The sequence below is a fragment of the Flavobacterium sp. AK-345 genome, assembly GCF_058310175.1.
Genome location: NZ_JBZEER010000001.1, coordinates 234481 through 247479, shown reverse-complemented (window position 1 = coordinate 247479; position 12999 = coordinate 234481). Strand labels below are relative to the sequence as shown.

Annotated in this window: 14 protein-coding genes; 9 read left to right on the top strand and 5 right to left on the bottom strand. The window is 35.0% G+C overall.

Annotation, left to right across the window (positions count from 1 at the left end):
• Positions 1 to 4: 4 nt before the first annotated feature.
• The 4 genes from AC4FQ3_RS01125 to pdxR all read left to right on the top strand — a co-directional run bounded on the left by AC4FQ3_RS01125 (position 5) and on the right by pdxR (position 4112).
• Entirely contained in the window at positions 5 to 892 is an 888-nt protein-coding gene (locus tag AC4FQ3_RS01125) for a dienelactone hydrolase family protein (RefSeq protein ID WP_491180542.1), read from the top strand.
• A 15-nt stretch (positions 893 to 907) separates the two neighbouring features.
• Complete coding sequence (locus AC4FQ3_RS01120; RefSeq protein WP_491180541.1) at positions 908 to 1870, top strand: GlxA family transcriptional regulator; 963 nt, start codon at positions 908 to 910, stop codon at positions 1868 to 1870.
• Between the two features lie 205 nt (positions 1871 to 2075).
• On the top strand, positions 2076 to 2642 hold the full coding sequence (locus AC4FQ3_RS01115; protein WP_491180540.1) for a cysteine hydrolase family protein: 567 nt from the start codon (positions 2076 to 2078) through the stop codon (positions 2640 to 2642).
• A 57-nt stretch (positions 2643 to 2699) separates the two neighbouring features.
• A complete protein-coding gene (gene pdxR / locus AC4FQ3_RS01110) occupies positions 2700 to 4112 on the top strand; it encodes a MocR-like pyridoxine biosynthesis transcription factor PdxR (protein WP_491180539.1) in 1413 nt (470 codons plus the stop codon).
• 153 nt (positions 4113 to 4265) lie between these two features.
• On the opposite strand, the gene AC4FQ3_RS01105 is transcribed toward pdxR, so the two are convergent.
• From AC4FQ3_RS01105 to AC4FQ3_RS01095, 3 genes are all read right to left on the bottom strand, one after another.
• On the bottom strand, positions 4266 to 4883 hold the full coding sequence (locus tag AC4FQ3_RS01105) for a MarR family winged helix-turn-helix transcriptional regulator (protein ID WP_491180538.1): 618 nt from the start codon (positions 4881 to 4883) through the stop codon (positions 4266 to 4268).
• 276 nt (positions 4884 to 5159) lie between these two features.
• Entirely contained in the window at positions 5160 to 5423 is a 264-nt protein-coding gene (locus tag AC4FQ3_RS01100) for a DUF2024 family protein (RefSeq protein WP_491180537.1), read from the bottom strand.
• An 86-nt stretch (positions 5424 to 5509) separates the two neighbouring features.
• Entirely contained in the window at positions 5510 to 5737 is a 228-nt protein-coding gene (locus AC4FQ3_RS01095) for a thioredoxin family protein (RefSeq protein ID WP_491180536.1), read from the bottom strand.
• A gap of 203 nt (positions 5738 to 5940) precedes the next feature.
• On the opposite strand from AC4FQ3_RS01095, the gene AC4FQ3_RS01090 reads away from it, so the two are divergent.
• Positions 5941 to 6672, top strand: a complete 732-nt coding sequence (locus AC4FQ3_RS01090; protein ID WP_491180535.1) for a YggS family pyridoxal phosphate-dependent enzyme — start codon at positions 5941 to 5943, stop codon at positions 6670 to 6672.
• A 29-nt stretch (positions 6673 to 6701) separates the two neighbouring features.
• Positions 6702 to 7415, top strand: a complete 714-nt coding sequence (locus tag AC4FQ3_RS01085; protein WP_491180534.1) for an AAA family ATPase — start codon at positions 6702 to 6704, stop codon at positions 7413 to 7415.
• A gap of 270 nt (positions 7416 to 7685) precedes the next feature.
• Here AC4FQ3_RS01085 and AC4FQ3_RS01080 read toward each other — a convergent pair whose 3' ends face one another.
• Complete coding sequence (locus AC4FQ3_RS01080) at positions 7686 to 10049, bottom strand: hypothetical protein (protein WP_491180533.1); 2364 nt, start codon at positions 10047 to 10049, stop codon at positions 7686 to 7688.
• A 78-nt stretch (positions 10050 to 10127) separates the two neighbouring features.
• Entirely contained in the window at positions 10128 to 10367 is a 240-nt protein-coding gene (locus tag AC4FQ3_RS01075; RefSeq protein WP_042564509.1) for a hypothetical protein, read from the bottom strand.
• A gap of 307 nt (positions 10368 to 10674) precedes the next feature.
• Between AC4FQ3_RS01075 and AC4FQ3_RS01070 the strand changes: the two genes are divergently transcribed.
• The 3 genes from AC4FQ3_RS01070 (at position 10675) to AC4FQ3_RS01060 (ending at position 12859) form a co-directional block, all read left to right on the top strand.
• On the top strand, positions 10675 to 11553 hold the full coding sequence (locus AC4FQ3_RS01070; protein ID WP_491180532.1) for a helix-turn-helix domain-containing protein: 879 nt from the start codon (positions 10675 to 10677) through the stop codon (positions 11551 to 11553).
• Positions 11554 to 11625: 72 nt separating this feature from the next.
• A complete protein-coding gene (locus tag AC4FQ3_RS01065; protein WP_491180531.1) occupies positions 11626 to 12462 on the top strand; it encodes an NAD(P)H-binding protein in 837 nt (278 codons plus the stop codon).
• Between the two features lie 10 nt (positions 12463 to 12472).
• Positions 12473 to 12859, top strand: coding sequence for a DUF5367 family protein (locus AC4FQ3_RS01060; RefSeq protein WP_491180530.1), 387 nt, complete (start codon positions 12473 to 12475; stop codon positions 12857 to 12859).
• Positions 12860 to 12999: the final 140 nt, after the last annotated feature.

Below are 12999 nucleotides of genomic sequence, written 5' to 3'. Positions count from 1 at the left end.
AGTCATGGAAAAATTAACCAAAGAAGATATCAGTCAGGAAGTATTTGATTTATATGACGATTATGCGCATAATAAAATCAAACGAAGACAATTTGTAGAAAAACTTTCCATTTTTGCGGTTGGAGCTGTTACATTGCCTTCGCTTTTGAGTTTTATGACACCCAATTATGTCGACAGTATTTTAATTCAACCCACAGATCCCAGAATAAAAAGCGGCTACATCAATTATGATTCTCCAAAAGGCGGCGGAAGCATTAAAGGGCTTTTGTCTCAGCCATCAGATACCAAAAAGAAATTACCCGGAATAATTGTTGTTCACGAAAATCGCGGTTTAAATCCTTACATTGAAGATGTTGGAAGAAGAGCCGCTATAGAAGGATTCATAACTATTGCTCCCGATGCATTATCGCCATTAGGCGGTTATCCCGGCAATGACGACGACGGACGTGAATTGCAAAAGAAACGAACCCGCGAAGAAATGCTCGAAGATTTTATTGCCGCATACGAATACCTCAAATCACATAAAGACTGCAACGGCTCTGTTGGTGTTGTAGGTTTTTGCTTTGGTGGATGGATTTCGAATATGCTGGCGGTAAAAATACCAACTTTAAAAGCCGCAGTTCCTTATTACGGCGGACAGCCAACAAAAGAAGAAGCTGAAAAAATCAAAACACCATTATTATTACATTACGCTGGTTTAGACACACGCGTAAACGAAGGCTGGCCTGCGTTTCAGGAAGTTCTCAATAAAAATAAAGTCGAAAATACAGCTTATTTTTATCCCAACGTAAATCATGGCTTTCATAATAACACAACTCCAAGATATGATGAAGCTGCTGCTACTCTATCGTGGACAAGAACAATTGATTTTTTTAAGGAAAAATTGAAATAAAGCATACATTCTCAAATGACAAAATCAAAATCTACGGTTTATTTTTATATTCCTAAAGACATTTCTTTACTTGATTTAAGCGGTGTTGTCGAAGTTTTTCAGGAAGCCAATAATCTGGGTTTTGATTATGAACTGAAGTTTATTAGTAGTGAAACTTCCATAAAATCAAATTCAGGTTTAGAACTTTCTTCCTTAATTCATTTTTCTAAAACTGCCCCGCAAAAAGATGACATCGTCATTATTTCGGGATTTAGCACACAACAAATAGATTTACTTCAGGAGGATGATTTGTTTTTTAATTGGCTGCATAAAGCAAATGCAAACCAAACAACCATTTGCAGTGTATGTACTGGAGCATTTCTATTGGCAAAATCAGGACTTTTAGATCATAAAGAATGTACAACACACTGGAAACTTCTGGAGAAACTCAAGAATGATTTTCCGCTTTTAAAACCTCAAAAAAATACACTTTTCACCAAATCAGATAACATTTACACCAGCGCCGGAATTGTAACAGGAATTGATTTGGCTCTATTTCTAATTGAAGAAAGGCACGGAAAAGACATTACAAATAAAATTGCCAAAGAACTTGTTGTTTATAAACGGCGAAACGGAACTGACGAACAGGAAAGCGTTTATTTGCAAAACAGAAACCATCGCGACGAAAAAATTCACACTATTCAGGATTGGATTATCTATAACTTAGAAAAAACATCCACTATTGATTCCCTGGCCGATTTGGTTTATGTGAGTCCGCGAAATTTAACGCGCATTTTTAAAAAAGAAACCGGAATTACTATTGCCGAATACCGCACAAAACTACGAATTGAAAAAGCCAAAAGTCTACTCGCCAATTCAGATTATAAAATAGAACATATTGCCCATTTATGTGGCTACAAAACTTCGAAACAACTAAGAGCTGTGCTGGAAGAACACCTTGATGTCTTGCCAACTGCACTTAAAATGATACTGTCTTAAAAAATACGAATTGCACGAATTTGCACAAATTTCAATGGTTAACTTAGTTGTTAAATTAATTTCACAAACTAATTAGTGTCAATTAGTGAAATTTGTGTTTGTCTTTATAGTTTCAAATAGTTGGTCTCAAAACGACTATTGTTTGTCCTTTTTCTGTAATTTATTCAAAACTACATTTGTCATCTAAATCAAAAAAAAAATACAAATGAAACTTAGAGAAAAAAAAGCCGCGTTAATTTTAATTGATATTCAAAAAGGTTTTAATGACGAAGATTACTGGGGCGGCAACCGAAATAATAAAGATGCCGAAGCTAAAATTGCTCAAATCCTTGAAAAATGGAGATCACTTCAACTGCCTGTTTTTCATATTGTTCATAGTTCTGTACATCCAAATTCAAAACTTCACGCCTCAAACCCGGGATTTGAGATCAAAGAGGAAGCAAAACCAATTGACGGTGAACTTGTAATTACAAAAAACGTCAATAGCGCTTTTATTGGAACAGATTTAAAAGAAAGGCTCGATAATCAAAAAATCACAACCCTTGTTATTGTGGGCTTGACCACAAATCATTGCGTTTCTACAACAACCAGAATGGCCGGAAATTACGGATACGACAATTTGCTTATCGCCGATGCCACCGCCACTTTTGACCGAATTGGGATAAATGGAGAAAAATTCGATTCGGAATTAATTCACCAAACTTCTCTCGCTAGTTTAAATGGCGAATTTGCAGAAGTAATCACTACAGCAAAATTGTTGGAATTGGTATAAAAAATGTAAATTTGGACTATTAGTTTTGTATATTTCAGACATAAACAAATAGTCCAGATGTTACGACCTTGGGAATTTGAAATTCAGTTGAATAAAAAATCAGATAAAGCACTTTATCTGCAAATTGCCGATGCTATAATTAATGCCATTAAATCCGGTAACTTAACCAGTGGCAACGCTTTACCCGGAAGCAGACAGCTTGCAGGTTTATTAAGCGTAAACAGAAATACAGTAATCGAAGCTCTTGACGTTTTAATTGCCGAAGGCTGGTTAATTACGATGGATCGGAAGGGAACTTTTATCGCCGATATATTGCCTGAGGTTATTCGAAGTGCAAAAAATCAGGAAAAAACTACTGTAATTATTGAAGAAACAAAACCGCATCTTGTTTTTGATGACGGACTTCCGGACAGCCGTCTCGCTCCTATGAATGATCTGGCACGTGCCTACAGAGAAATTTTTAACAGAAAATCGCGTTGGCAAATAATGGGTTACAGCAACGAGCTTGGTGATATTGAGTTTAGAAAAGCCATAGTGCAAATGCTGAATTTTAAAAGAGGAATGAATGTTTCTGCCAATCAAATTTGCATTACCCGTGGCAGTCAGATGGCGATGTATCTTGCGGCGCATTCTCTGTTTACAAATGGTGATTATGTGATGATTGAAAATCCCGGATATAAACCTGCCTGGGAAGCGTTTGAAAATGCCGGCGCAAGTTTACTGCCTGTAAATGTTGATTCAGACGGCCTAAACGTAGATGAAGTCGAAGCATATTTGCAACAATACAAAAACATAAAAGCGATTTACGTAACACCACATCATCAATTTCCAACAACGGTTACGATGAGTTTAAAGAAAAGATTAAAACTTATCGAACTCTCTAATCAATACGGTTTTACAATTATTGAAGATGATTATGATAATGAATTTCACTTTGGCCAGCGTCCTATTTTACCTATTTCGAGTTACAGTAATGCTCAAAACTTTATTTACATTGGTACTTTAAGCAAAATTGTCGCTCCGGCATTGCGAATTGGTTATTTGGCGAGTTCTGCCGAAATCGTACAAAAAGTAGGCAAACACCGCAAAATGATTGATGTTCAGGGAGATAATATTATGGAAGAAGCCGTTTTGAACCTTATAAACGAAGGAAAAATCAAAAGGCATCTTAAAAAAACAAATCTGATTTATAAAGCAAAAAGAGATTTGTTCGAAACGCTTTGCAATCAGCACCTTAAAGATAAAGTTACGTTTACAAAACCAGAAGGTGGTTTGGCTTTTTGGATGGTTCCAAATGCTAAAACAGATACAAAAGCAGTTTGCGAAAAATTGCTAAGCAAAGGCATAAAACTAATGGATCCCGAAAAATTCAGTTATGGAAGCCCCGTTTTGGGTTTTAGACTGGGGTACGCTTCTTTAACTGAACAGCAAATGGAAGAAGGGATTATAGCGCTTTCAAAATTGCTGTAACCTGTAGGCTTTATAATCGTAATGCCAGACATAAGTATAAAAACAACACGAATTTCACGAATTGCCACTAATTTTCGTTCGTGAAATTAATTTCACAAACTAAGTTAAGTATTGAAATTTATGCAAATTCGTTAAATTTGTGTTTAAAATCGATTATAATATTTGTGTCCAGATGGTAGGTTTATGATCGGAACAATCTATTCTAATATCATTTGATTCTAATTTGATATTCATCAACTGACAATATTTTGTTTTATTTTCTTCAGAATAATAATGACAATTAGAACACGTATTCTGAAGATTAATAATCTGCAAATGGTTCAATTGCTGAAGCAACAAACTAATAGTTCTCCACAAAATCAATTTATCTTTTTTATTTATTGAAGCCACCATATCGTATAACGGATCTGTAAAGTCTTCGATTAAAAGCACCATTTCCAGGCCTTTCGGCATTAATGCAACTGTGTAACTTCTGGAATCGTCAGGCTGTATTTCTTTCGATATATATTGTTTGTGTTCCAAAATCTTAATCGTATCGCTTACAGTGGCTTTGGTTAAATTAAACTCTTTTGCCAGATAACTTACAGTCGATTTATTTTTAGAATGGTACTTTATAAATATCAAAATCTGAATCTGTATTGGGCTCAAATCATATTTCTTTGCCTTTTCCCACAACAAAACTTTGAAAACCTGAGACAACCGTTCAAATCCTGCCACAATTTTCCCTTCAACATTGCTATTTTGAATCTCTAAATCAAAAATATTTTTCATAATAATAACAAATAAAATAGACTGAAAGCCCCCAAACTTCCAGTCTATAAGATTAATGCGTTGCGTTTTCAAGCTTTGTCAAAGTTTAAAACTTTGACAAAGCTCTAAACAGACAAACTGAAAGCCAGTCTATAACGTTAATTATAGGATTAAAAAGATTTTTATTTCATGCAGATTTTAAAAAAGATTTAAGCAGATATACGCAGATGATTATCAAAATTAAATCTGCTAAAATCTTTTAAAATCTGCGTGAAAAACTTTAAAATACAAATTGAATTAATAACAATTCTCCATTTCAATAATCGAAAATCCATTTTTAAGAATCTGATTTTCAATATCCGCTGGCGCTTTATCGATGTGGCAAAATTTGCATTCGTTTGAAGTTAAAGGCTGACCGTCTTGCAAAACGGTTTTAAGATAACTTTTACCATATTCAAAAACCTGTTTTGTATCGGTTGTATTTTCGTCAACAAGAATATCAAAATGCATAACTTTTCCGTCTTTTCGGGTTACATAAGTATCCCATACTGCTACTTTCATAATGTTATATTTATATATTTCTAATAATTTATTTTTGTTAAAATGATATAAAAACCTCTCTGAAATTGTCCAGAGAGGTATTTTATTTACCCGATTACATCTGCCATTGACGCACCAAAATTAATATGCAATACATTTCCGTTTGGCGTTACCAAAGCCGGAACAGATTGTATACCTGCTTTTTGAGCTTCGACAATTCGGGATCTGTCTTCTCCTATATTGACTACTTCAACATCTTTAACTAAATTTAAAATGTCGTGTTCTGCGCTTACACAAACTGGGCAGCCTGCGTGATAAAAAATTGATTTACTCATTTGATTTGTTTTTAGTTAAACTTATTTTCTGAGACAAAATTAGTCAGGATACCTAACCATTAAATCATCCAGTTTTATCATTTATAAGCGATTACTGGTCCAGCAATAATTTTTAAAACAGAAAAATTACCTCAAAACTGGACTGTATAAAATAGCACAAACTGGATCATAAACACGTTCCAGATGATTTGTAATTTTGCGCTATGAAAGAGAATATCCTATATAATTTGAAACAGGTTCACGCTCGTATTGAGAATGCCTGTAAAGCTTCTGGCAGAAAAGCATCAGATGTTCAGCTTTTAATGGCCACTAAAACTGTTCCTGCAGCAAAAATCAGAATTGCAATTGAAGCCGGAGAAAGCTTAATTGGCGAAAATAAAATGCAGGAATTCCGCGATAAAGATGCTGAATTAAAGGATTTAAATATCGAACGGCATTTTATTGGGCATTTGCAAACCAACAAAATAAAGAACGTTTTGAAATACGTAACCTGCATTCAGTCTTTGGATCGATTGGGCCTTGCGCAGGAATTACATAAACAATTGCAAAAAGAAAACAGAAATCTGGATGTTTTTATACAAGTCAATACGTCATTTGAAGAAAGTAAATTTGGATTATCTCCTGCAGAAGTAATTCCTTTTATCAAGGAAATAAAAAAGTATGACACTTTAAAAATCAAAGGATTAATGACAATTGGCCTATTAGATGTAGAAAAAGAAAAAATGCTGCCGTCACTTCGCCTTTTAAGAGAAATAAGAGATGATATTTATACTGAAAAAACAATAGAAATAACCGATTTGAAGCTTTCTATGGGAATGTCACAGGATTTGGAATTGGCTATAGCCGAAGGTTCAAATTTGGTTCGAATAGGAACTTCTATCTTTGGAAATCGGTTTTTAGGAAAAGAAATATGGAATGAGAATATTGCAGAATAAAATCTAATTTTGCAGCAAATAAAATCTAAATGAATCTATACGAACTTACCGTAAACGATACCGAAAAAATTGCTTTGAATGATTTGCTTTTTAGTGATGAAAACAAAGCTGCCTTATTGCAAACCATCAAAGAGCATCAATATCTTGACGAATTAAAAAAATATAATCTTAAGGTTGACAATAAGATACTGCTACACGGGCATTCCGGTTGTGGCAAGACAACAACTGCAAAAGCGATTGCAACGGCTTTAAACAAAAATATCGTCATCATCAATTTAAGTACTTTAATTAATGCTCGAATTGGCGAAACTTCTAAAAATGTAAAAGCTATTTTTGACAAAGCAATTCGCGAAAAAGCAGTTTTATTTTTAGATGAATTTGACCAGATAGGAAAAAGCCGTGATAGCGAAGACAAAGATGTTGCAGAAATGAAACGTCTCGTAAATACCATCATTCAGTTGATGGATTATTTTCCAAGCGAAAACTTACTTATCTGTGCAACAAACCATTATCATAACATTGATACCGCTTTATTGAGGAGATTTCAAATAAGATTAAAGTTTGAAATGCCAAATGAAAGCGAACTGGATGTTTATTATGATAAAATCCTTGCTCCTTTTCCTATTCATTTACAAGATATTCAACGCAAATACAATGTTTCGTACGCTGAAGCAAAAGATTATGTTCATACCACAATGAAAAAGCAGATTATCGAGGAATTAGAGCTTAGAAATAACTATTAAAAAAACAACACATTAACGCAATCATAGCAAACATAGCCAGCGGTTTCAACCGTTGGAGCGCAATCCATTATCACGTTATGTTTTTCTTTATTGCGTTTTCATGAGATGTTCGTGATGTGTTTATCATATGTCTCCCACGGTTGAAACCGCGGGCTATATTGAAATACGTTGAATTTCAACAGATATAAATTAAAAAACAGAGTTTAGAAGATGAAATTCTAAACTCTGTTGCCAATAACTAACCTAACCAAAATAAAGTATAAAATATTTTTATCTGCGTCCTCTAAAACCGCCTCCGCCTCTAAAACCTCCACCATTTCTAAATCCGCCGCCATTGACTCCGCCGCTTCGCTGCAAATTTTGAAAATTTCGCGTTTGTGTTTCTCCTCTGTCCCTTGCAAAATCAGAATGATTTAGACCATCAATTGTATTGGAATGACCTGCTTCACCAAGTGGTTTATTGGGTTCACCTAAAACTCTGTCTTGTTTTTGCAGATTATTATTTTGGATTTTATTTCCCGCATTCTGAATTTTATCTCCCGAATGTTGTGTAGATCCTAAAGTTCCGGCCTGAGTCCAGCCTCCGTTTCCGTTATTATAATGGCTCCAGTTTCCGTTGGTGTCTTTTTTATAGACATGACCGTCATGTCCGGCATATAGTCCATTATCCGTACGTACAGTAGTTCCTCCACCTCTGTGATGCGTAATTACACCCTCTTTTCCACCCGAAGTTTGATAACCAACTACAGTTCCCCTTCTTGTAGTTACGTGTCCTGACTGCACCCAATCGTGTCCATTTGATGCAGCAGAATGCCCCCATTGTGCATACGCGTTATGTCCCTGCGCTGTAGCACCGTAATTTCCTGTCCACGGATTATAAGAATGCGCCACCGTACGACCTCCATACCAGCCTTGTACGCTCGCTGCACGTCCATATCTTCCGGTTGCGGGATTGTACCATGCAGCACTTCCTGCCGATCCGTATGGGCCATAAACAGCTCTTCCAGCTGCCCAGCCGCCTGTCCAGGGGTTATAAACTGCTCCAACACCGTACGTACAAGGCCATGGACGATAGATTGGATACATCGGGCCATAATAAAAATACGGCGGATAGTAAAACCCTGTTCCATAAGTCAATATGGCTCCAAACATAGCACCAACAATAAAAGCACCAAAATAACCCGCTGTTGTACTGCTTTCTACAGTTGTATCTGTAACATTTGTCTGGGTAACATACGTAACATTGTAAACCGGAGAGCTTGGCGGAATAGTATAAATCTCTGTGGGAACTGAATTTGTAACTTTCCATGGACCATTGGGAGTTGTAGACATAAACCAAACTGCCTGAAAACACAGATAATACAAATCTCCAGCCTTTATCACTTTTTCCTGCGTATTGCTTGCGTATTGAAGCGACGTTCCTTCAATTGGCTTAAACTGAGGAGTTCCATCATAATTTACTTTTGCTTTAGCTTCGGCATCAGCTTTTTTTACGATTGCCGTTGTAGGTACCTGAGCCAGTAGTACGGCATCAGACGCCTCCTGAGTTCCGGGTACGGAAGGTAATACGCTTGCACGGGGAGAATCTTTTGGGATTTTTGAAAAATCTGCAGGTAAACTAGTCGTGGCATAACTCCATGGCCCGGTTAATTCTTTAGATTTAAACCATCTTCCTGATAACAGAACATAATATTGTCCGTCTTTTTCATCGGCAAAAACATCATTATCCGTATTATCAATATACATCAGTTGTGTTCCCGGTATTTTTACAAATTTGGGAGCGCCATTTACTGCAATAAGTTCTGCAGGTTTATTGCTAAAGAAAACCTCCAAATTTACATTTGCCACTGGAGGCGGAACCACTTTTTTGACATCATCAAAATTTTGACCAGAAGGTAACTTACTCATTTCCTTTGGCAGGCTTTGTGTTTTTGCCCATTTTCCTTTTAAATCTGTGGCAGTAAGCCATACATTTTCTACCAATAAATAGTATTTTTTTGAAGGTTTATCAAAAAACAAATCCCAGTTTGTATTTACCACATAACTCAGGCTTGTTTTTTCTATTGGAGCCAAAACGGGTTCGCCCTGAACAATCAGTAAAATAGATGGATTAGCACTATAAAAAATCTCCGGAGGATCATTTTTTACAGCCACACCTTTTGGCGGATTGTTGGTATGGCTTAAATCTGCCATAATACGATCTAATGCAATTGGGTTTCCTCCTTTTGGAATCAGTTCTTTAAAGAGTTTTTCCATTTGTGGTTCTGATTTTTCATCAAGAGCAGGAAATCTTACATCTGTAACTGTCACATTTTTAAGAAACACATTTCTGGTATCTTTATCTACCAGCGTTTCTGATTTCATAGAAGCAACGCCCAAAACCTCTTTCCCTCCTTTTGGAGTAAGAGAAAAGGCAACATCTGCTGTTATTTCCTTAAAATCTTTCCATTGATCCACTTGTGGCTGATAATAAACCAGTTTTGATCCATTAAGGCTTACCTCGCGCGGCCATCCAATATCTGTTGCTGCAATTGAATCTGAGGTGTTTGATTTTATTACTTCGGCAAAATTTTTATCTTTTTTATCCTTTTTACAGGATAAAACAATAAAAAAAGTGCAGAATACCACTATCATAAAAAGTCCTTTTTTCATAATTATTTTATTCTTTGATTCTACTTGATTTTGAATTCTTGATTTTATGGGTTTCTGTTATTATTCTTTTCTGATAAGATAAATAAGTATTTCTTCTTCTAATTCTTTTGATAAATTTTCGAATTCTAATTTATGGCGGAAGTCTTTTTCAAACTTTTTCCGGTATTTTTCAGTATTTGCTTTGCTATCACAATAATCATCGCACATGGTTTTAAATTTATCATCTATCAAATACAAGATCTTTAGGGATTCTATATATTCGGCAAATTTTGAGTTATATAATTCGTTGGGAAGAGACATAAATATTATTTTGTATTTAATAATTAGGTTAAATTTAAATCCTCAAAACAATACAAACAGAGTTGAAACAGTCCGGTCAACACTTCATTTTTGGTTCCCCTAAATTATAAATAACTCTTAAACAAAATCTTACAAATAGGTTTCATTTTATAGAATGAAACATCAACTATGCTATTTTGAAACATCAAAAAATGAAAAAAAGTCATTTTTAAAGATCTGGGCGTCTTCAAAATATATTTATATTAGCATTGCAAATTCCACCAAATCATAAGATTAAAATCAATTTTAATTCAAAACAAGCCCAACAATGACAACAGATATTATCGAATTGAATGATTTTATTGTTTTGATTGAACAATCGAATGCCGAAAAAACATTCATCCAGAAATGTGAAATTGATGGTGATGCCGTAGGATTTGCTTTTTATGGTTCGGGAAATGTCGAATTGGAAATAAAACACAACCAGCAAACCAAATACCTGACCAATACAACCGGTTTGGCGATTTGTTTTTTTGGAAATCAGAAGGTAGAATTCTCTCATAAAATTGAACCAGACAAACCTTTACAGTCGATTAGTATTTTTTCTAAACTAAAAAACATGCACTTATTATCTCAGGCAGAAAAAGAGATTTTTGAGAAACATTTGCCCGATTTATTAAATCCTAAAGAACATTTTGTAAAAGGTCCTTCGTTTTATATGACCCTTGATATGCAGCTTGCGGTTCAAAAAATCTTCAATACAACTTATACCGGAAATACGAGATTACTCTTTTTGAAAAGCCAGATAAACGAGCTTCTTTCTCACTTTTATGGATTACTGTCAAGGGATCAAAAAAGTGATTTTTCGGAGAAAGATAAAAACAAATTATTTCAGGCCAAAGAAATCGTAACGCATAACTATTCGCAACCGCCATCGATTACACAACTCTCTAAAATGGTTGGACTTAACAGCAACAAGTTAAAAAAGAACTTTAAGGAGTTATTTGGCATTCCGGTTTTCAAATACATTCAGGAAGAGCGACTAAACAAAGCTTATGAACTTTTGCAAAATACTGACAAAACAGTCCAGGAAGCAGCTTGGGATGTAGGTTATGAAAGCCTCAGTTCTTTCTCCAATGCCTTCTTTAAAAAATTTGGAACCCGCCCAAATGACGTCAAGCAAAAATGCTTTTCAAACAAATCATAATTCTTTTGCAACAAATGATTTGATTCATTACTAAACACCTTTGTATCAGTATTTACTTTAAAAAATATTGATATGAAAACACAGAAAATTTTAGTTCTCGGAGCTAACGGAAAAACAGGAAGCCGTGTAATTGAACGCTTGCAAAACAACAAAAATGTCGAAATTAAAATAGGTTCGCGTACTGCAAAAACACCTTTTGATTGGGAAAATCCTGAAACATGGAACGCTGTTTTAACTGGCACAGATGTCGTTTATATTACTTTTCAACCCGATTTAGCAGTTCCCTCGGCGGCAGAAATCATTCAGAAATTTACCTTTTTAGCCTCAAAACTAGGCGTTCAGAAAATGGTTTTACTATCCGGAAGGGGCGAAAAAGAGGCGCAGGTTTGTGAAGAAATAGTAAAAAATACAGCCAAAAACTGGACGATTGTCAGAGCAAGCTGGTTCAATCAAAACTTTAGCGAAAGCTTCTTTCTAGACCCGATATTGTCCGGTTTTGTTGCATTGCCAAGAGCAGAAGCGCTTGAACCTTTTACTGATGCCAATGACATTGCCGATGTTGTTACAGCATGTCTTTTGCAGGATAAACACAACGGTCAGACCTACGAACTTACAGGTCCGGAACTATTAACATTCCCGCAAGCTGTTGCTAAAATTGCAGCAGCCAGCAATAAAAAAATTGAATTTCAGGCATTAAGTTTAGAAGAATATACCCAAATGTTACAGGAATATCAGGTTCCGGAAGATCATATTTGGCTGATTAATTATCTATTTGAACAGGTTTTAGACGGAAGAAATTCTTCGGTAACAAATGACATTGAAAAGGTGCTTGGACGTAAAGCTACTGACTTTTCAACCTATGCAAAAGAAGCAGCAAAAACCGGAATATGGAATGCTGTAAACGTCTAGTTTTTGTCTGATGAAGTATCTTAAAATTCTGCTGCCTGGTATCTTTGTATGGCTTTGCGCAAGTATTTCTTTTTATATTTTAGGCTTTATTCCTTTAATAAATGGTTCCTTTAAATCACAAGCTGTAATAGTTATGATATTCATGGTATTATATGCAAATGAAAGTGCATTATTTTATTATAAAAACGGAATAAAACTGCACGGATTGCTGCTCGGGATCATAATGTCGTTGACTGCATTGCTTTTAGACGCTTTAATAACAGTTCCGTTTATCGAAATCCCCAATGGAAGGAGTTATTATAGCTTTTTCAGCAGTCCTGTTCTTTGGATTTTAGCAGGCATAAATTCCATAACAGTTTATTGTTTTTGGAGGAAGAAAATTAAATCTAAAGTATAAGTTCGTACCGGAAAGGCCTTTTTTAAACTTACAAAAAATCCAATTTTTATGAATTGGATTTTTTTTATTCAATATTAGATTATATATTCAAGTAATTAATTTTAAAAATCTGGTTTACAATATACTTATAAAAAAGTTAC